Below are 20,076 nucleotides of genomic sequence, written 5' to 3'. Positions count from 1 at the left end.
CGGCGGCCGCCTTTGCTTTCTGAACGTCAGGCTCCCTTGCCCGTGATTGCCGGGCTGAACACCATAAGGCTCAATATCTCGAACAGCACCTGTGCGGCGGCATGCGCCGTGTTGGTGGTGGCGTCGTATTGCGGCGCCACTTCGACAACGTCGCCGCCGACGATGTTGAGCCCCTTCAGGCCGCGCAGCAGTTCGAGCACTTCGCGCGTCGTCAGGCCGCCGACTTCCGGCGTGCCGGTGCCGGGCGCGAAGGCCGGATCGACGCTGTCGATGTCGAAGGAGACATAGGTCGGCCCGTCGCCGACTATTCTGCGCGCCTTCTCGATGATGGCCGGAATGCCGAGCCCGGTCACCTCCTCGGCATGCACCACGGTCATGCCGGACTCGTAGGTGAACTCCCACAGATATTCGGCCGAGCCGCGGATGCCGATCTGGATCGTGCGCGTCGGGTCGAGCACGCCGTCAAGCACCGCGTTGCGGAACGGGCCGCCATGGTGGAACTTGGTCATGTCGAACAGGCCACTGGTGTCGCAGTGGGCGTCGATATGGATCAACCCGACCGGAGCTTTCTTGCCGACGGCCTTCAGGATCGGATGGCTGATCGAATGGTCGCCGCCGATCGAAAGCGGGATGACGCCGGCATCGACGATCTGGTTGGTGCGGCGCTCGATATCCTCATGGCTGATCTCCAGCCGGTAGCGGCTGCGGAACGGCGTGTCGCCGATATCGGCCACCCGAAGTTCATGCGTCGGCGCGCATTCCAGCACGTGATTGTAGGGACCGATGCGCTCGATGGCGCGCAGCGCCCTTGGCCCGAAGCGGGAGCCTGGCCGGTTGGTGACGCCGAGATCCATCGGCACGCCGATCATGGCCACCTGCAAATCGCCGAAATCCGGATTGTCGGCCGATATTTCGCGGTAGGGCGCGGCGAGGAAGGTCGGGATGCCGGAATAGGGCGCCAGCCGCGTGCCGCTCTTGGAAAAGATCTTGTCGGCGACCTTGCGGAATTTCGGGTCGAACATCTCGCCGCCATGGCTTTCACCATATTTGCGACGCAACGCGTCGAGCTTGCCGCGATCGTATCCCATGTCCGCTCCTCCTGGGCTGATACAGTGCCGACGCGGGTGACGCCTGCGAACCGACCGTCATCCGGCCGGGCCGCTGTCCCGCTGGCTGCCTGCAGATTTCACGTCTTGATGCTGTTCCAGGCCAGTGTCTGGCAGCGGCATTGAAAAATCAATTGATATTGTTAGGGTGCTTTCTGTGAGAAAATCTCACAATAAAGTTGATACCCATGACCAAACGCCTGCCACCGCTTAATCCGCTGCGCGCCTTCGAGGCAACGGCCCGGCATGGCTCGCTGACCAAGGCGGCCAATGAGCTGAATGTCACGCATGGCGCCGTCAGCCATCAGATCAAGGCGCTTGAGCAGTCGCTCAGTGTCAAGCTGTTCGAGCGGGCCGGCCAGCGGGTCAAACTGACACCGCATGGCGCGGAGCTTCTGCCGGCAGTGTCGACCGCCTTCGACGGCATCGCAGCCGCCACCCAGCGCATGACAAGGCCGGCGAGCAGCGGCACACTTTCGGTCTCCTGCGTGCCGGCGCTTCTGTTGTTGTGGATGACACCGCGGCTCGGCAGTTTCATGGCGCAATATCCCGACATAAGGCTGACGCTTATTCCTTCCAACGATCCCAAGGATTTGCGGGCGCCCACCATCGATGTCTGCGTGCATTATGGCGACGGCAGCTGGACCGATTGCTGGATGCGCAAATGGTCGGGCCTCGAACTGTTTCCCGTGGTCAGCCCGACCTTGATCAACAACCGCCCGATCCGCAGCGTCAGGGACCTTGCCGACCATGTCTTCCTGCATGGCGACGACGGTCGCGAATGGTACACCTGGCTGGCGGCGGCCGATGCGCTGGACCTGGAGCGGGGTCGCCGCCATCACCTCGGCGATGCGCGTATGGCGACCGAGGCGGCGGTGCACGGCCATGGCGTGGCGTTGGGCGACTCCGTGACGGCAAGCGCGCTGCTGGCCAGGGGCATGCTGGTCGCGCCGTTCAGCCTGTCGGTGCCGGCGGTCGACGATTTCTATGTCGTCTGCCGCAACGAGATGCGGACGACGCCGATCGTGCAGGTGTTCATCGACTGGCTGTTCGCCGAGAAGGCCGGGGATGACGGGCGCGCCGACGCCCCGGTGGCCGGCCGCATCGTCAGCCGCCGCAAGCGTCCGGCGCTCAGGGTGATGGGCGGCAAATCCGCAAGCTGATGCCAGGCTGCGCGCCGCCGCGTGCAGGCAGCTCTTTTTGTCGGGCCAGCCTGAAAGCGGGCAGCGTTCTGGCCGATTCGATGCTATGAGGCCTGTCGCGATTGTGGATGGCAGGCAGCGAAGGCGGTGTTGAGACATGGCTAAGACCGATATTGCGCGGCGGGTCTACAACCACACCTGGAAGCTCGATCCGATCGTGCGCAGCCTGCTCGACACGGATTTCTACAAGCTTCTGATGCTGCAGATGATCTGGGGCATGTACCCCAAGGTCGACACCACCTTCTCGCTGATCAACCGCTCGACCTCGGTGCGCCTTGCCGATGAGATCGACGAGGGCGAACTGCGCGAACAGCTCGACCATGCCCGCACCTTGCGCTTCTCCAAGAAGGAGATGATCTGGCTCGGCGGTAACAATTTCTACGGCCGCAAGCAGATCTTCGAGCCGGAATTCCTCGCCTGGCTGGAAGGCTTCCGGCTGCCCGAATATGAGCTGTCGAAGCGCGACGGGCAGTATGAGCTGACCTTCAGCGGGCCGTGGATGTACACCACGCTGTGGGAAATCCCGGCGCTCGCCATCATCAATGAACTTCGATCGCGCGCGGCGATGCGGGCGTTCGGGCCTTTCGCGCTCGACGTGCTCTATGCCCGCGCCAAGTCCAAGATGTGGGCCAAGACCGAGCGGCTGAAGGCGCTGCCCGGCATCCGCATCTCGGACTTCGGCACGCGCCGGCGCCATTCCTTCCTGTGGCAGCGCTGGTGCGTCGAGGCGCTGAAGGAAGGCATCGGCGAAGCGTTCACCGGCACCTCCAACGTGCTTCTGGCCATGGACAACGACCTCGAAGCGCTCGGCACCAACGCACATGAGCTGCCGATGGTGTTCGCCGCGCTTGCCGACTCGGAAAAAGAGCTGAGGCAGTCGCCCTACAAGGTGCTGCAGGACTGGCAGCGTTACTATGGCGGCAATCTGCTGATCGTGCTGCCCGACGCTTTCGGCACCGCGTCGTTCCTGCGCGACGCGCCGGACTGGGTGGCCGACTGGACGGGCTTTCGCCCCGACAGCGCGCCACCGATCGAAGGCGGCGAAAAAATCCTGTCCTGGTGGCGCGACAAGGGCAAGGATCCCCGCCAGAAACTGCTGATCTTCTCCGACGGGCTCGAGGTCGAAACCATCGAGGAGACCTACCGCCATTTCAAGGGCAAGGTGCGCATGTCCTTCGGCTGGGGCACCAATCTGACCAATGATTTCGAAGGCTGCGCGCCAACGGAAACCAACAGGCTGGACGCGATATCGTTGGTCTGCAAGGTCACAGAGGCCAATGGCAAGCCGGCGGTCAAGCTTTCCGACAATCCGGCCAAGGCGACGGGTGATGTGAAAGAGATCGAGCGGTATCTCAGGATCTTTGGCGAGAAGGACCGCGTGGAGCAACTGGTCAAGGTGTGAGCGGTGATGGACGACCTTGCATCGCCGGCAAAGATGGAATCTCGGATAGCTTGAGTTCCCGCCCACCCCCCTCTGTCCTGCCGGACATCTCCCCCGCAAGGGGGGAGATTGGCCGCTTCAACCGGTCCGCCTTTTTCTCCGATGTTGAAAATTGGCGAAAGCCTGGGCGACATCCGATCTCCCCCCTTGCGGGGGAGATGCCCGGCAGGGCAGAGGGGGGTGTGAAGGATCGCGGCGGCGAAGGTTGTCGCCTCTTAAAGACAAGCTTCATCTGCTTATTTGCATCCCTCCCCACCCCCGCCTTCGCCCACGCCTCCGACCGTGGCCACGTCCTGCTCCTGCCGACCGGCTACTATCTGGTCGGCGGGGCTTTCGCCGTGGCCGTCAGCTTCCCCGTCCTGGCGCTGCTACCTGCGGATTCACTTGACCGTTTCTGGCGCCGGCGCCTGCCGTTGTTTGCCCTCAGAGACGCCACCCGCGCCGCCATCAGCCTGCTATCCTTCGCCGGCTTTGCAATTCTCATCGCCGCCGGCCTTTTCGGCAGCCGCGACCCACTTTCCAATCCTCTGCCACTGGTGATCTGGACCCTGTTGTGGGCCGGCCTCACGCTGTTGCAAGGCCTCTTCGGCGACCTCTGGTCATGGCTGAACCCCTGGTATGGACCATGGCGTCTCGCCTCGCGCCTGGTCGGGACCGGGGATCACGGAGCATGGCGCCTGCCCCGATGGGTCGGCTGCTGGCCGGCTGCCATCCTGTTCTTCGCCTTCGCCTGGTTCGAACTCATCGATCCCGCGCCCGACGATCCGGCACGGCTGGCTTTTGCCGCCGGCCTATATTGGCTGTTCTCTTTCCTCGCCATGCTGGCGTTCGGCTATCGCGGCTGGAGCCGCAGCGGTGAATTCCTGACGGTCTTCTTCTCGATGGTGGCGCGCTTTGCTATGGTCGAACGCAGCCAAGATGGCCGGCTTGGCCTGTGCTGGCCCGGCGCCAAGCTGCTGGCCGCGGAGCCCTTGCCGATCAGCGGCATCGCCTTCCTGCTGCTGGCCCTGTCGTCGGTGTCCTTCGACGGCCTGTCGAAGACCTTCTTCTGGCTCGGCCTGTTCGTTATCAATCCGCTCGAATTTCCCGGCCGCACCGCGGTCATCGGCAGCGGCACTTTCGGGCTCGTCCTGACATTCGTGCTGCTGGCGGCGGTGTTCCTGCTCGCCGTCTGGCTTGGCCAGCGTCTCGCCGGCAGCGTCCACACTCTCGGCAAGGCGGCTGGCCTGCTGGTGTGGTCGATCGTGCCGATCGCGCTCGCCTATCATGTCGCGCATTATCTGACGGCGCTGCTTGTCGACGGCCAATATACGCTTGCGGCACTTTCCGACCCGTTCGCGATGGGCTGGAACTTGTTCGGCACCGCCGACATGCAGATCGAGGCCGGCATCGTTGCCGGGGCGGACTCGGCGTGGTGGCTGTGGAATGTCCAGGCCTGCGCCATCATCCTTGGCCATGTGCTCGCCGTCCTCGTCGCCCACGGCTTCGCCTGGCGCCTGCATCCGCAGCCCTCCCGCGCGGCACTCAGCCAGTTCCCGCTTACCTTGCTGATGATCGCCTATACGGTGTTCGGCCTCTGGTTGCTTGCCACGCCGACGGTTGGATGAGAAAAGAGCGGCCTCGATATCGTTGGGGAAGCTCGCTTGCCACATCGAGGCTTTGATGATTTAGTTTGTACACATGCAATTTTTTGCGTCCTCTAAGCGAGGATGCCGAAGCCGCCTTATCGTTGGTCAAAACTGAAAACAGGGGAACGAACATGGCTGACAAGAACGGATTTTTCGACCTCTCCAAGACTGGCCTCACCCGCCGCACGGCGCTGAAGGGCCTGGCCGCGGGCGCCGGCCTCGCCGTCGCGCCGGGCTTCGTCCGCTATTCCCAGGCGCAGAGTTCCGCGCCGGTCAAGATCGGCTTCCAGTCGCACCGCACCGGCATCGGCGCCGCCTACGGCCGCTGGTATGAGAAGACGACGGCTGCCGCGGTGAAGGCGATCAACGCCGCCGGCGGCATCAATGGCCGCCAGGTCGAGGTGATCATCGAGGATGACGGCACCGACCCCGGCCGTGGCGCCGAGGTGGTCGGCAAGTTCGCCACCCAGCACAAGACCGACATCGTCTTCGGCACGCTGTTCTCGCATGTCGTCATCGGCTCGGCGCCCGCCGCCGGCGAAAACAAGATGCCCTATTTCGTCGTCAGCGAAGGCCATCACGTCGCCTCGACAAAGCTGAACCGCTATGTCTTCCAGCCCGGCATCACCGACGTGAAGAGCCAGATCCAGTCGATGGCGCCGTGGATCGCGGCCAATGTCGGCAAGAAGGTGACGCAGATCTTCCCCGATTTCGCCTTCGGCTACGACCATCGCGACTACCTGCCGCCGGCACTGAAGGCGCAAGGCGCCGAGGTCATCGCGCAGATCGCCATTCCGCCGACGGAATCGTCCTTCACCAAATACTTCCCGCAGATCCCGGCCGAGACCGAGGTGATCTACCACGTCATGGTCGGCCCGGCCGTGCTCACCTTCGTCAAGGAGCTCGGGGAGTTCTACGGCTCCAACCGGCCGCAACTGTTCGGCTTCATCGATTCGCTCGAGGCCACCGACATCAACAGCCCCGGCCTCGAATTCCTCGACGGCAGCCATTTCTGGGAAGGCTCGCCGCGCTATGCGCAGGCCGATGATTCCGAGGCGCAAAAGGCCTATCGCACCGCCGTCGGCATCGACGACGATGGTGCGGCCGTCGGCGACCCCAAGGACGTCTCCACCGCAGCCCACATGTTCGGCTGCTGGGAGACGCTCTACGTCGTCAAGAAGGCGATGGAAGATGCCGGCTACAAGGGACCGGAAGACCGCGCCAAGCTGGTCGAGGCGACCGAAGCCCTGACCGAATTCGCCGAAGGTGCCGAGCATCCGCAGGGGCCGAAAACCTTCAACGGCAAGATCCACCAGTGCTTCGGCATCCAGAACATCTCCAAGGTCGAAGGCGGCAAGCTCAAGGTCGTGCACAAGACCAAGATCGAAGACGGGCTTTACGAGGCCGAGGGGGATTACACGACGCAGGCGCTGTGAGGCTTAGCTTCAGCAGCGTGAGCGCCAAGGCACCCCCCTCTGTCCTGCCGGACATCTCCCCCGCATGGGGGGAGATCGGCAGTTCGTGCGGCGGCGCCCATCTGCGAGCGTTGATGGTTGGCGAAACCAGTGAGGACATCCAATCTCCCCCCTTGCGGGGGAGATGTCCGGCAGGACAGAGGGGGGTGCCTCGCGCATCCGCCGGTGCGTAGCCGATGCACTTCGGTCCCCACCTTCTCCTCGCCGCCCTCGAAGGCCTCGTCACATCCGCGGTGCTGGCGCTGACCGCGCTCGGGCTGTCCCTGGTGTTCGGCGTCATGCGGGTGGTCAATGTCGCGCATGGCGAGTTCTTCATGCTGGGCGCGGTGCTCGCCTGGGCGATCACCACGGCCATCGGCGGTCACCCTGTGCTCGGCTTCCTGGCGGCGCTGGTGATTGCGCCGCTGATCGTCGGCGCCATTGCGTTGGTCGCCGAACGGCTGGTGCTGCGCCGGCTCAATTACAATCCGGAAGCCACCATCGTCGCCACCATCGGCATGCTCTACATCATCCAGCAATTGGCGCTGACTTTTTACGGCCCGGAGGCGCGGCCGGTGGAGCCGCCGTTCAGCTACCGCATCCTTTTGCCTTGGTTCGGTTACTCCGGCTACAAACTGTCTGTTATCGCCGCTTCCGCGCTGCTGCTCACCGCGACATGGCTGGTGCTGACGCGCACCAGGATCGGCCTCGTCATGCGCGCCACGCAGTATGACAGCGAAACGGCGCAAGCCTTCGGCATCCCTGTCGGCCGTGTCTATGGCGGCGTCTTCGCGCTTGGGGCCATGCTGGCGGCCATTGCCGCGGTGCTGATCGTGCCGATCAGCCAGGCGCATTATCTGATGGGACAGGATCCGCTGCTGCTCTCCTTTATCGTCGTCATCATCGGCGGCCTCGGCTCGCTGCGCGGCACGGTCGTCGCCGCCGTGCTGATCGGCCTCTCCGACGGCATCATCTCGATGTTTTTCTCGCCGACTTTGGCCAAGATCATCGCAACGCTGCTGGTCGCCATGGTGCTGGTGTTCCGCCCGCAAGGCCTGTTCGGGACGGCATCGCGATGAGCGAAGCTTCGCCGGCAAAAGCCTATGCCCTGCATCTCGGCGTCATCGCGCTGCTCTTCGTGCTGAGCTTCCTGCTGCCGGAGTACTATCACGGACTGCTTGCCCGCATCATGGTGCTGGCGGTCTTTGCCATGGGCTACAACATGCTGTTCGGCTATGTCGGCCTGCTCAGCCTCGGCCACGCCATGTTCTTTGCCGCCGGTCTCTATGGCGCCGGCCTTGCTGTCATCCAGCTTGGCTGGGGCGTACCAGCGGCTTTCCTCAGCGGAATTGCCTGCGGCGCTGTGCTGGCGCTGGTGATCGGCCTGCTGGCGCTCCGCGCCTCGGGCGTCGCCTTCATGATCGTCACCATGATGTTCGCCCAGGTTTTTTATCTCCTCATTCTTTATTTCGCGACGTGGACTGGCGGCGACCAGGGCATGGTCGTCCCGCAGCCGGCGCGGGTGCTTAGCTTCGGCACGACATCGCTCGAACTCACCAATCCAACGGTGCGCTACTTGACAGCGCTCGGGCTGTTTTCGATCGTGCTTCTCGTCAAGTTGGCCATGGTCCGCTCCCGCTATGGCCGCGTGCTGGTCGCCATCCGCGAGAACGAGGAGCGGACGAAGATGCTGGGATACGACACTTTCTCCAACAAGCTCACCGCCGTCGTCATCTCCGGCACCATCTGCGCTGCCTCGGGCGCCGCCTACGCGCTGCTGTTCGGCTATGTCGGATCGAGTTTCGCTTCGGTGCAGTATTCGATCCTGCCGCTGCTGTGGGTGCTGCTGGGGGGTGCTGCCACAACGCTCGGGCCGCTGATCGGCACGCTGTTCATGTATTATGTCATCGATATCACCAGCGGCTACACCTCCGCCTATCTGCTGATAGTCGGCATCGCGCTCATCCTTTTGGTGCTTTTTTTCCCAAAGGGCATTCTGGGCAGCATCCGCCAGCGCTGGCTCGGGTGGCTGCCATGATGCCGCTTTTGACCACCAAGGGCCTGTCGCGCAACTTCGGCGGCCTGCGCGCCGTCGACAATGTCGATTTCGCGCTGATGCCCGGCGAAATCCGCGCCGTGATCGGCCCCAACGGGGCGGGGAAAACCACCTTCGTCAGCCTGGTCAGCGGCCGCATCCAGCCGTCTGCCGGCATGATCGTCTTCGACGGCGCCGACATCACCAATCTGCCTGCCTATGTCAGGGTCCGCAGGGGTATCGCCTACACCTTCCAGCTCACCAGCGTCTATGCCAACCTGTCCGTTTACGCCAACGTCGCGTTGCCCGTGCAGCTGACGCTGCGGCATGGCCATTCCAAGAGCGCGATACAGGCCGCTGTCATGACCGCGCTCGAACGCACCGGCCTGGCCGATCGTGCCCACATGCCGGCCGGCCAATTGTCCTACGGCCATCAGCGCCTGCTGGAAGTGGCGATGGGCCTGGCGCTGAAGCCGCGCCTGCTGATCCTCGACGAACCGACGCAAGGCCTGGCCGACTCTGAGATCGACAATTTCATCACGTTGGTGCGCGAGATCGCCAAAAATGCCACCGTGCTTCTGATCGAGCACAACATGCCCGTGGTCATGCAACTGGCCGACCGCATCACCGTCTTCAACGCCGGCAAGATCCTCGCCGAAGGCACGCCCGAAGCAATCCGCGGGAACGTGGCGGTGCAGGAAGCCTATCTAGGGACCGCCCCATGACCGAGACAAACAAGGCCGAGGCGACGTCTCAAGCACTCACCATCTCGGGGCTCGACTGCTTCTATGGCGAGGTCCAGGTGCTCTATGGCCTCGACCTGGTGCTGAACAAGGGCGAGGTGCTGTGCCTGTTCGGCCGCAACGGCGCCGGCAAGACGACGACGCTCAAAGCCATCATGGGGCTGGTTCCCTCGAGCGCCGGCTCGATCAGGCTCGACGGTCAGGAATTGACTCGGCTACCGGCACATGAAGTGCCCAAGGCCGGCGTCGCCTATGTGCCGCAGGGAAGGCGGCTGTTCGCCGAGATGACGGTGGCGGAAAACATCGAGATCGGCCTGATGGCGCGCGGCAAGGGCAAGGCGACGCGTGAAAATGTGCTCGACCTCTTTCCGCTGCTGCGCCAGCGGCTGCGGCAACGTTCAGGCACACTGTCCGGCGGCGAACAGCAGATGCTGGCGATGGCACGCGCACTCTGCCTCGAACCGCAAGTGCTGCTGCTCGACGAGCCGACGGAGGGCCTGATGCCGTCGATGATCGCCAAGATCCGCGAGACGGTGTCGAAGCTGCGCGACATGGGGGTCTCGACGATCCTGGTCGAACAGCGCGTCGATGCGGTGCTTTCGGTCGCCGACCGCGTTGCCTTCATCGAGAACGGCCGCAATCGCGAGACGGTCGATGTCGAGGAATTGCGTGCCGACCCGTCGGCGGTGCGCCGTTATGTCGGCGTGGGCTGATCAGCCGAAGAACAGAAAACCCGTTACCAAAAATGTCGGGATCAGCACCAGGCCCGACCATGCCATATAGCCGAAAAAGCCCGGCATCTTGACGCCGCGATGCCTGGCGATGGCGTAGACCATGAAGTTCGGCGCATTGCCGATATAGGTGTTGGCACCCATGAACACCGCGCCTGCGGAGATCGCCGCCAAAGTCGAGGCGAATTCCGTCATCAGGTGCCGGGGGTCGCCGCCGGCAAGCTCGAAGAACACCAGATAGGTCGGCGCATTGTCGAGGAAGGATGACAGCGCCCCTGTCAGCCAGAAATAGGCGAGGTCATTGGGCCCTCCCGAGGGCGAAGTGACGAGGGCGACCAACGGCGCCAGCGCGCCCTCATGGCCGGCCCTCAGGATAGCGACGACCGGCACGATGCAGATGAAGATGCCGGCAAACAATTTGGCCACCTCTGATATCGGACCCCAGTTGAAGCCGTTGGCTTCGCGGTATTCCTTGCGCGAAATGGCAAGTGAAACGAGGGCAAGCGCCAGGATGAGAGCGTCGCGCACCAGATTCTGCAGTTCCAGGCTGACCCCGAACACGGAGAAGCTGACGCCCGGCTTCCAGGCCGCCGACAGCAGGATGGCGCCGATCACGCCCGCCAGCAGCGGAAGGTTGGCCAGGCCGCGCAGACGCACCTTGGTATCCGGTGTCGGATCCTTGATCTTCGGCGCGCCAGCCTCGCGCCGGTGCAGGATGATGTCGATGCCCAGGAAGACGGCCAGCACGACGCCGCCGACGAACAGCGTTTCGCGCCAGAGGTTGGCGGTCGTCCAGAAGAAATCGACGCCTCTGAGGAAACCGACGAACAAAGGCGGGTCACCCAAAGGTGTCAGCGAGCCGCCGATGTTGGAGACGAGGAAGATGAAGAAGATGACAACATGGGCGTTGAACGGCCTGTTATCATTGGCGCGGATGATCGGCCGGATCAGGATCATCGAGGCACCGGTCGTGCCGATCACCGAGGCCAGCAGCGCGCCGACCAGCAGCAGGCCGGCATTCACCAGCGGCGTGCCGTGAATGTTGCCGGCAATGAGAATGCCGCCCGAAATGGTGAACAGCGCAAACAGCAGGATGATGAACGACATGTATTCGGTGAGCAACGCATGCAGCACCGCTTCGGTCGCTGTGGGGACACCGACGGCAACCGCCAGCGGCAGGACCACCAGAGCGCCCCAAAGGGCCGCGATCTTGCCGTAGTGATGCTCCCAGACATGAGGAAACAGCAGCGGACCGGTGGCGATCGACAACAGCAGCCCGGCAAAGGGCAGCGTCCACCACAGCGACATCGAAGCGCCGGGCAGGCCGTGTTCCTCCGCCGCGAAAGCTTGTGCCGGAAACAGCGTAGCGGCAATTATCGCAGCGCATGCAGCCAACAGGGGAATCGGATATGAAAAAGGCCCCCTCATCCGGCCGCTACGCGGCCATCTGCTCCCCGTTGGGGAGAAGAGACGAGCTTCGGCGCCGGCAGCCTCCTCTCCCCTAGGGGAGAGGTCGGATCGCCCCGAATTGCCCTTCGCAATTCGGCTGGCAATCCGGGTGAGGGGGACCTTCACCGAAGGCGACAATCCTGCCTTTAAACATCGGATCTCTACCTGTTGCCCCACGATCCGTTCAATCCGACAAAGGGTCTTCGAGCGTCACGCCGGCGTCGCGCATGCGCTGCAGCATGGCATGGAGCGAGCCGTTGAGATCGATGCCGCGGCAGGCATCGAGCCGCACTATGGTTTTAAAGCCCTGGCTAACGGCGTCCAGCGCCGAGAAGGCAACGCAGAAATCGGTCGCCAGCCCGACCAGGGTCAGCGTGTCGATGCCGCGCTCCCGGAGGTAGCCGGCAAGGCCGGTCTGTGTCGTGCGATCGTTTTCGAAGAAGGCCGAGTAGCTGTCGATATCAGGCCGGAATCCCTTGCGGATGACGAGTTCGGCCTTGGTCCAGGCGAGGCCGGAATGGAAATCGGAGCCCAAGCTGCCCTGGATGCAGTGGTCCGGCCACAGCGTCTGCTGGCCGTACGGCATCTCGATCATGGTGAAGGGATGCGCGCCCGGATGGCTCGAAGCAAAGCTGGAGTGACCGGCGGGATGCCAGTCCTGCGTCAGCACGACATGGTCGGTTCGCCGGATCAGGTCGTTGACCAGCGGCACGATCTCATCGCCGCCAGCAATCGCCAGCGCGCCGCCCGGACAAAAATCGTTCTGCAGGTCGATGACGACAAGCGCTTCGTCGGCCATGGGCTTTCCTCTTCCGTATGCAGGCTCCAGTGGAAAATGCCGCTGACGCGACCGGACGCAGAAACTTGACCAGATGGCCGGCGGCGTCAACCTCTCGCGACATAACAGACCGGACGCAGAAACTTGACCAGATGGCCGGCGGCGTCAACCTCTCGCGACATAACAAATGCGTGCCGGCCGGGTCGCTGCAAACTCCGGCTTTGACAAATCCTGCGGGCTTGATATCATTTGCATACGAATGAATTTCTCGGCTTGAACGCCGGAAATACCGGATTCGGAAAGTTCCTTTTCTGGAAGGCAAAGCGTGATCCGTTACGCGAAACCCACCTCGGTCGACGAAGCGCTCGCTTTGCTTGGCGAGGGCGCCTGGCGCATCCTTGCCGGCGGCACCGATTTCTATCCGGCACAGGGCAGCAAACCCTTCCGCGACAATGTTCTCGACATTAACGGCCTGGGTTCGCTGCGCGGCATTGCCGAGACGAGCGACCATTTCGTCATCGGCGCGCGCACGACCTGGACCGACATCGTCCGCCACCCCTTGCCGCCGGCCTTCGATGCCTTGAAACAGGCGGCGCGCGAGGTCGGCTCGGTGCAGATCCAGAACGTCGCCTCGGTCGCCGGCAATGTCTGCAACGCGTCGCCGGCCGCCGACGGTGTGCCTGCCCTGCTCGTCCTCGATGCCGAGGTCGAGCTGCGCTCGGTGGCAGCCACGCGGCACCTGCCGCTGCAGGACTTCATTCTCGGCAACCGCCGAACGGCTCTGCTGCCCGGTGAGATGGTCACGGCCATCCGCGTGCCGAGACCCACTGCTACGGGCATGTCGGCTTTCGTCAAGCTCGGCGCGCGCCGTTATCTCGTCATTTCCATTGCCATGGTGGCGGCACGTCTGGTCGTCGAAAACGGCCTTGTCCGGCAAGCGGCGGTCGCCGCCGGCTCCTGCTCGGTGGTGGCCAGGCGGCTGGCCGGCGTCGAAGCCGCGTTGTGCGGGCTGCCGGCGGATGGCGGACTTGCCTTTGCGGTCCTGTCCGCGCCGATGAGCGAACTGTCGCCGATCGCCGATGTGCGCGGCAGCGCCGAATACCGGCTCGATGCGGTGCGCGAGATTGTTGCCCGCGCCGTGCTCGCGGCTGTGGGCCGGACGACTTGCGAAGAGGTGGCGGCATGAGCCAAATTCAGCCTGACGCGCGTGAAGCCTTGCCCGATCCGAGCAGTGCCCAGCCAGGCTTCGGCGCTGCGCGCGCCGATATCGTCTTCGAGGTCAACGGCGCCGCCGTCTCGGTCAATGTGCCGCCGCTGCGCCGGCTGTCTCTGGTGCTGCGCGACGAACTGGGGCTGACCGGCACCAAGGTCGGCTGCGATGCCGGCGATTGCGGCGCCTGTACGGTGCTGGTCGACGGCGATCCCGTCTGCGCCTGCCTGATGCCGGCGGCTTCCGCTGCCGGCGCATCGGTGACGACAGTCGAAGGGCTTTCCAACGGCCGGCTGTCGGCGTTGCAGGCCTCTTTCCTCGCCTACGGCGCCGCGCAGTGCGGGATCTGCACGCCCGCCCTGTTGGTTGCGGCGACGGCGTTGCTGGAGAAGAAGGCGAGCCCCACCGAGGTCGAGGTACAGGACGCGCTCGGCGGAATTCTGTGCCGCTGCACCGGCTACCGGAAGATCATTGCCGCAGTGATGGATGCCTCCGTGCAGGCAGTAAGCCTGGATTTCCGCTTGCCTCCATCCGGCCACGCGATCGGCTCCTCGCCGATCCGACTCGACGGCGTGCCGAAGGTCACCGGGGCTGAGAAATTCGGCGGCGATTCCTTCCCCGCCGATGCGCTGGCCGTGCTGGTGGTCCGCTCGCCGCATTATCACGCCGCTTTCGCCTTCGGCGACCTCGACGGCTGGGCGAAACAGCATCCTGGCATCGCCGGGGTCTTCACCGCCGCCGACATTCCGGGAAAGAACTGTTTCGGCGCTATCGGCCCATTCGCCGACCAGCCGGCGCTGGCCGAAGGTTTTACTCGTCTTCGCGGCGAGGCGGTGGCGCTGGTCGCCGGCGAGCGCGAGGCGATCCTCGATCTCGACCTGTCGGATTTTCCTATCCGCTGGAGCGAACTGCCGCATTTTCTGCAACCCGCCGAAGCGCAGGCCGAAGGTGCGGCGCTGATCCATGAAAGTCGGCCGGCGAACCTGCTCACCTCCGGCCTGGTCGAACGCGGCGACCCCGAGACGGCGCTTGCCGGCGCTGCGTTCACCGTGTCCGGCGCCATCGACACCTCCTATGTCGAGCACGCCTATATCGAACCGGAAGCCGGCTATGCCTATCTGGACGGCGACACGCTGGTCGTCGTCGCCTGCACCCAGGCGCCCTATATGGACCGCGACGAGACGGCGAAGGTGCTCGGCCTTGCCGTCGACAAGGTGCGCATCGTGCCGACCGCGACCGGCGGCGGTTTCGGTTCCAAACTCGACGTTTCGTTGCAGCCGCTGATCGGCCTGGTGGCGCTGAAGACGGGGCGGCCGGCGGCACTCGCCTACACCCGCAACGAATCGATGATGTCGACCACCAAGCGCCATCCGGCCGGGATGAAAGCGACCATCGGCGCCGATGCCGACGGCCTTGTCACCGGCATGATCTTCGAAGGTGACTTCAACACCGGCGCCTATGCAAGCTGGGGCCCTACCGTGGCCAACCGCGTGCCGGTGCACGCCTCCGGACCCTACGCGACGCCGAATTACCGCGCCGAAGGCCGCGCCATTCACACGCATGGGCCAATTTCCGGTGCCTTCCGCGGCTTCGGCGTGCCGCAGGCGACGATCATGCAGGAGACGCTCTATGACGAGCTGGCCGGCAAGCTCGGCATGGACCGGCTCGACTTCCGCTTGAGGAACTGCCTTCGGAACGGTTCCGAAACGGTTACCGGGCAGCTTCTGGAGTCCGGCGTCGGCATTGCCGAATGCCTCGAATCGCTGCAGCCGCATTGGGTGCGCGCGACGGCTGATGCGGATGCATTCAACAGTGCCAACAGGGATAGAAAGCGCGGCGTTGGCGTCGCGTCCTGCTGGTATGGCTGCGGCAACACCTCGCTGCCCAACCCGTCGACAATCCGGGTCGGCATCGCGGCCGACGGCGCGGTCATCCTGCACCAGGGCGCCGTCGATATCGGCCAGGGTTCCAACACCGTCATCACCCAGATCTGCGCCGACGCTCTCGGCCTGCCGTTGGAGAAATTCCAACTGAAGAGCGCCGACACAGCCATCACTCCCGACGCCGGCAAGACCTCGGCCTCGCGCCAGACTTTCGTCACCGGCAAGGCAGCCGAAAAGGCCGGCCGCGCCTTGCGCGAAAAGATCCTGCGATTTGCCAATGTTTCCGAAAACGCAGCCCTGCAACTCGACGGCCCCGCGATCGTCATCCGCGAAGGCGAAGCCACGCGCCGCATCGATCTCGCGACATTGGATGTGGATACCGAAGGCTTCGTCTTCCGTGCTGAGGAGACCTACGATCCGCCGACACTGCCGCTCGATGCCAAAGGACAGGGCAAGCCCTATGCCGTTTACGGCTATGGCGCGCAGATCGCCGAACTGGAGGTCGACCTCAAGCTCGGCACGGTGAAGCTGCTGAAAATCACCGCCGCGCACGATGTCGGCAAGGCGATCAACCCGCTGCTGGCCGAGGGCCAGATCGAAGGCGGTATCGCGCAAGGCATCGGCATGGCGCTGATGGAAGAGTACATCCCCGGCCGCACCGAGAATCTGCACGACTATCTCATCCCGACCATTGGCGACGTGCCGCCGATCGAGACCATTCTCATTGAAGTTCCGGACCCGGAAGGACCCTTCGGTGCCAAGGGTTTGGGCGAGCATGTGCTGATCCCGACGGCACCGGCAATCCTCAATGCCATCCGCCACGCCACCGGCGTCCTGGTCACCAAGATACCGGCGACGCCGACGCGTATCCGCGCTGGCATCCGCGAAAAAGATGGCATCCGCGAAAAGGAGGCACGCCGATGAGCGAGCTTGCCGAACGCTTCGAAACCCATGATCCCGGCGAGAAGCTGGTGGCGGAGAAGATCCGCTGCGATGCCTGTCCGGTGATGTGCTACATCGCGGATGGGCGCACGGGCGCCTGCGACCGCTACGGCAATGTCGGCGGCAGGATCGTGCGGATGGACCCGCTGACGATCCTCGACCATGCGGCCGAGACCGGCGCGGCAATCGTGCCGTTCATTGCCGAAGGCGAGGCCTGGGACGGCGAACTGGTCAACACCGGCCGCCGCTTCGTCACGGCAATCGGCGCCGGCACCACCTATCCCGACTACAAGCCGGCCCCGTTCATCGTCAGCCAGGAAGTCGAAGGCGTCGATCTCGTGACCGTGGTCACCGAAGGCATTTTTTCGTATTGCGGCGTCAAGGTGAAGATCGACACCGACCGTCATATCGGACCCGAAACGGCTGTCGTGCGATCGCAAGGCGAAGCGATCGGCCATGTCACGACGGGAGAATATGGCTCGCAGATGCTGTCGCTGGGCGGTGTGCATCACCTGACCGGCGGCTCCAAGGCCGAGGGCCGCGCCACCTGCGACGCTCTGCTCAATCTGTGCAACCGCAAGCCGGTGGAACTGGCCATCGACGGCGGCGCCACCATAACAGTCGAAGCCGGCAAGGCGCCTGTCATCGACGGCAAGCAGGAACACCGCATGCGCGTCGGCTGCGGCTCGGCCACCATCGGCATGTTCGCCACGCAATGGCGCGGTCTGGTCGACGAGGTGGTGGTGGTCGACGACCACATCACCGGCGTCGTTTCCGAGCACCAGGCTGGCAAGGTGCTGGACTGGCAGGAAACGGGTATAAAAATAATCGGCCGTCGTTCGACGCCGGGCCGCTATTTCAAGGTCTCCGAACCCGGTCTCGGCTGGGGCGGCACCAGCATTTCCGACCCACTGTCGATCCTCGGCGAATGGAATGCCAAGAAAGGCGCGCGGCCGGGTCTGTCGCTGCTGATGGTGTCGACCACCGGCGAGCAGTTCGCCTATTACGAGCTCGATGACGAGCTGAAACCGGTGCAAAAACCTTTCCCCGAACGGCTGCAAAAGTCGGTCGGCCTGATCGAGGACAATTGCGAGCCGGCTTTGTGCACGGTGCTGTTCATCGGCGGTGCCGGCGGTTCGCTGCGGGCCGGCGTCACCGAAAACCCGGTCAATCTCACCCGCTCGGTTCAGGGCCTGAAGACCTATGTGACGGTCGGCGGCGCGCCGGTCTATGTTTGGCCGGGCGGCGGCATCACGCTGATGGTCGATGTCACACGAGTGCCGGAAGGCGCCTTCGGCTATGTGCCGACGCCGGCGCTGGTGGCCCCGATCGAGTTCACGCTGCGCCGCGACGACTATGTCAGGCTCGGCGGCTACGAGGCCGAGATACGCAGCGTCGAGGACATTGTCGCAAAAGGCGGTGAGTACCTGAATCCGCGCCGCGGCACCGGCGCCGAAGCCAACAATCCATGGCCGCCACTCGCGCAGCTACGTCGTGCCGGCCCGAACGGGGCCGGGTGATGCAAGGTCCGCAAGCCCATTGGCTGCAGGACGGCAGGCGGCTGCATCTCAACCACGGGCCGATCGACCTGATCGTCGAGGTTTTTGGTGAGGCGGATGAATGCCGCCGAGCCTATGAACAAGCCGTAGCGCGGTTCCAGACGATCCTGATGGAGCTGGTCGAGGAACTCCCCGAATTGCGGCTGCCGGCGTTTTTCCTGGCGCCGCGCACATTCGCCGGCCCGACGGCGCGCCGCATGGAGGCAGCCGTCATGCCCCTGGCGGAATGCTTCATAACACCGATGGCCGCCGTCGCGGGATCGGTAGCCGACGAAATGCTCGCCGCATTGCTTGAGGGTCGCAAGCTCGATCGCGCCTATGTCAACAACGGTGGCGACTGCGCAATCCATATCGGCAGGGGACAGTCGATGGGATTGGCGGTCGCCGGCACCGGCAACGGCATGGCCGACCGGATCACGATCCGCGCGGAAGATGGCGTTCGTGGCGTTGCCACCAGCGGCTGGCGCGGCCGCTCCTTCTCGCTTGGCATTGCCGACGCCGTCACCGTGCTCGCGCGGACCGGCGCCGAGGCCGATGCGGCGGCGACCCTCATTGCCAACGCAGTGGACCTGCCTGGCAATCCCGCCATCAGACGCATTTCCGCACATGAACTGTCGCCCGACAGCGATCTTGGCTCGCTGCTGGTGACCCAACACGTCGGCACGCTTGCACCTGGCGAAGTGACGCAGGCGCTGGACAATGGCCTTGCCGTCGCCGAAGATTTTCGCCGGCGCGGCCTCATTGCCGGATCGGCGTTGTTTCTTGGCGGTGAGGCCCGCATCAGTGGCTCGGTTGCGCTTGCCGCGCCCAACAAAAGTTCGAGGGAGGAGGTTGCCCATGCCTGAGTTTCCGATCCGCAAGATCGCGGTGCTGACCGAAGCGATTTTTCACGAGGGCGGGCCGGTGGCCAGGGTGCCGCGCCGCCGCGCCGCCGCCATGGCGCTCGTGAAAAACCCGTTCGCCGGGCGCTATGTCGAGGAGCTGCAGAGCGCCATGGACGATCTCAAGCCGCTCGGCCTGCTGCTCGTCGACCGGCTGATCGCGGCGCTCGGCGGCGACGTCAAGCAGATCGACGGCTACGGCAAGGGCGCCATTGTCGGCACGGCGGGTGAGCTGGAACACGGCGCGCTGTGGCATGTGCCCGGCGGCTACGCCATGCGCGAGCGGCTCGGCGACGCCAAGGCGATCGTGCCATCGGCGAAGAAGGTCGGCGCTTTCGGTTCGAAGCTCGACGTGCCGCTCGGCCACATCAACGCCGCCTATGTGCGCAGCCATTTCGACGCCATGGAAGTCGGCATGTCCGATGGTCCGCGCCCCGACGAGATCCTGTTCTGCCTCGCCATGACCTGCGGCCCGCGCATCCACGATCGCATGGGTGGTCTCGCGGCCGATGACATCAAAGCCTGGGATGGCTTGCGGTGAGCGGCGAGGACAATCTGCTCAAGCTGGTCGAGGTCGAGGCGCCGGACGACCAGGATTACCTCCTGCAGGAGCAGGTCGGCTTCATCCTGCGCAAGGCGCATCAGCGCCATGTCGCGATCTTTGCCGCGCATATCGGCGACCTGACGCCGCCGCAATTCGCGGCGTTGGCCAAGCTGCGTGACGTCGGCGAGACCTCGCAGAACCAGCTCGGCACGCTGATCGCGATGGATGCGGCGACGGTGAAGGGCGTCATCGACCGGCTGAAGGCGCGCGGCCTGGTCGAGCTTTCCAAGCACGAGGTCGACAAAAGACGGCTTCTGGTCAATCTGACCGCGGCAGGCCGCGATGCGATCGAGCGCCTGATCCCGCTGGCGCGCGAGATCACCCAGGAGACGCTGGCGCCGCTCTCCGCCAAGGAGATCGCCACCTTCATGAAGCTGCTGGTGAAGCTGGCTTAGACCGCCGGGCGCCAAAAAGGCACCCGGCAGGAAGC

17 protein-coding genes are annotated in these 20,076 nt (G+C 64.3%); 14 read left to right on the top strand and 3 right to left on the bottom strand.

Annotated features, from left to right (window positions below):
- Positions 1-26 precede the first annotated feature (26 nt).
- A complete protein-coding gene (gene speB, locus NKI99_RS12470; RefSeq protein WP_127260884.1) occupies positions 27-1,088 on the bottom strand; it encodes an agmatinase in 1,062 nt (353 codons plus the stop codon).
- A 206-nt stretch (positions 1,089-1,294) separates the two neighbouring features.
- Here speB and gcvA point away from each other — a divergent pair, with 206 nt between their 5' ends.
- The 8 genes from gcvA to NKI99_RS12430 all read left to right on the top strand — a co-directional run bounded on the left by gcvA (position 1,295) and on the right by NKI99_RS12430 (position 10,322).
- Positions 1,295-2,269: a transcriptional regulator GcvA gene (gcvA, locus tag NKI99_RS12465; protein WP_352610975.1), complete on the top strand. Its 975-nt coding sequence runs from the start codon at positions 1,295-1,297 to the stop codon at positions 2,267-2,269.
- Positions 2,270-2,405: 136 nt separating this feature from the next.
- Entirely contained in the window at positions 2,406-3,710 is a 1,305-nt protein-coding gene (gene pncB, locus NKI99_RS12460; RefSeq protein WP_352610974.1) for a nicotinate phosphoribosyltransferase, read from the top strand.
- A 197-nt stretch (positions 3,711-3,907) separates the two neighbouring features.
- Positions 3,908-5,356, top strand: coding sequence for a hypothetical protein (locus NKI99_RS12455; RefSeq protein ID WP_352610973.1), 1,449 nt, complete (start codon positions 3,908-3,910; stop codon positions 5,354-5,356).
- 152 nt (positions 5,357-5,508) lie between these two features.
- A complete protein-coding gene (locus NKI99_RS12450) occupies positions 5,509-6,813 on the top strand; it encodes an ABC transporter substrate-binding protein (RefSeq protein WP_352610972.1) in 1,305 nt (434 codons plus the stop codon).
- 215 nt (positions 6,814-7,028) lie between these two features.
- Positions 7,029-7,910 carry a branched-chain amino acid ABC transporter permease gene (locus tag NKI99_RS12445; protein WP_128304206.1) on the top strand — a complete coding sequence of 294 codons (882 nt, stop codon included), beginning with the start codon at positions 7,029-7,031 and terminating at the stop codon, positions 7,908-7,910.
- A complete protein-coding gene (locus tag NKI99_RS12440; protein ID WP_128304205.1) occupies positions 7,907-8,869 on the top strand; it encodes a branched-chain amino acid ABC transporter permease in 963 nt (320 codons plus the stop codon). The genes NKI99_RS12445 and NKI99_RS12440 overlap by 4 nt, the downstream gene beginning before the upstream one ends.
- Positions 8,866-9,591, top strand: a complete 726-nt coding sequence (locus NKI99_RS12435; RefSeq protein ID WP_128304204.1) for an ABC transporter ATP-binding protein — start codon at positions 8,866-8,868, stop codon at positions 9,589-9,591. Before NKI99_RS12440 ends, NKI99_RS12435 begins: the two co-directional genes overlap by 4 nt.
- Positions 9,588-10,322, top strand: a complete 735-nt coding sequence (locus NKI99_RS12430) for an ABC transporter ATP-binding protein (RefSeq protein WP_128304203.1) — start codon at positions 9,588-9,590, stop codon at positions 10,320-10,322. The genes NKI99_RS12435 and NKI99_RS12430 overlap by 4 nt, the downstream gene beginning before the upstream one ends.
- On the opposite strand, the gene NKI99_RS12425 is transcribed toward NKI99_RS12430, so the two are convergent.
- Together NKI99_RS12425 and pncA are read right to left on the bottom strand one after the other, a co-directional pair.
- On the bottom strand, positions 10,323-11,768 hold the full coding sequence (locus NKI99_RS12425; protein WP_502905543.1) for a sodium:proton antiporter: 1,446 nt from the start codon (positions 11,766-11,768) through the stop codon (positions 10,323-10,325).
- Positions 11,769-11,973: 205 nt separating this feature from the next.
- On the bottom strand, positions 11,974-12,588 hold the full coding sequence (gene pncA, locus NKI99_RS12420; protein WP_023810735.1) for a bifunctional nicotinamidase/pyrazinamidase: 615 nt from the start codon (positions 12,586-12,588) through the stop codon (positions 11,974-11,976).
- Between the two features lie 304 nt (positions 12,589-12,892).
- Here pncA and NKI99_RS12415 point away from each other — a divergent pair, with 304 nt between their 5' ends.
- The 6 genes from NKI99_RS12415 to NKI99_RS12390 are packed head-to-tail and all read left to right on the top strand — an operon-like array spanning position 12,893 to position 20,041.
- Positions 12,893-13,753 carry an FAD binding domain-containing protein gene (locus NKI99_RS12415; protein WP_352610970.1) on the top strand — a complete coding sequence of 287 codons (861 nt, stop codon included), beginning with the start codon at positions 12,893-12,895 and terminating at the stop codon, positions 13,751-13,753.
- Positions 13,750-16,584 carry a molybdopterin-dependent oxidoreductase gene (locus NKI99_RS12410; protein ID WP_352610969.1) on the top strand — a complete coding sequence of 945 codons (2,835 nt, stop codon included), beginning with the start codon at positions 13,750-13,752 and terminating at the stop codon, positions 16,582-16,584. Before NKI99_RS12415 ends, NKI99_RS12410 begins: the two co-directional genes overlap by 4 nt.
- Positions 16,581-18,122, top strand: coding sequence for a 6-hydroxynicotinate reductase (locus tag NKI99_RS12405; protein WP_352610967.1), 1,542 nt, complete (start codon positions 16,581-16,583; stop codon positions 18,120-18,122). Before NKI99_RS12410 ends, NKI99_RS12405 begins: the two co-directional genes overlap by 4 nt.
- Positions 18,122-19,006, top strand: coding sequence for a UPF0280 family protein (locus tag NKI99_RS12400; protein WP_352610966.1), 885 nt, complete (start codon positions 18,122-18,124; stop codon positions 19,004-19,006). Before NKI99_RS12405 ends, NKI99_RS12400 begins: the two co-directional genes overlap by 1 nt.
- Positions 18,999-19,583 (top strand): amino acid synthesis family protein, encoded by a 585-nt coding sequence (locus NKI99_RS12395; protein ID WP_352610965.1) that lies wholly within the window; start codon positions 18,999-19,001, stop codon positions 19,581-19,583. Before NKI99_RS12400 ends, NKI99_RS12395 begins: the two co-directional genes overlap by 8 nt.
- Positions 19,580-20,041: a MarR family winged helix-turn-helix transcriptional regulator gene (locus NKI99_RS12390; protein WP_352440585.1), complete on the top strand. Its 462-nt coding sequence runs from the start codon at positions 19,580-19,582 to the stop codon at positions 20,039-20,041. The genes NKI99_RS12395 and NKI99_RS12390 overlap by 4 nt, the downstream gene beginning before the upstream one ends.
- The last annotated feature ends 35 nt before the right edge of the window (positions 20,042-20,076 follow it).

This window comes from Mesorhizobium sp. M0239, from assembly GCF_040321815.1.
GTDB lineage: Bacteria > Pseudomonadota > Alphaproteobacteria > Rhizobiales > Rhizobiaceae > Mesorhizobium.
The sequence above is the reverse complement of the archived record's forward strand: the minus strand, read 5'-3'. Positions and strand labels throughout refer to the sequence as shown.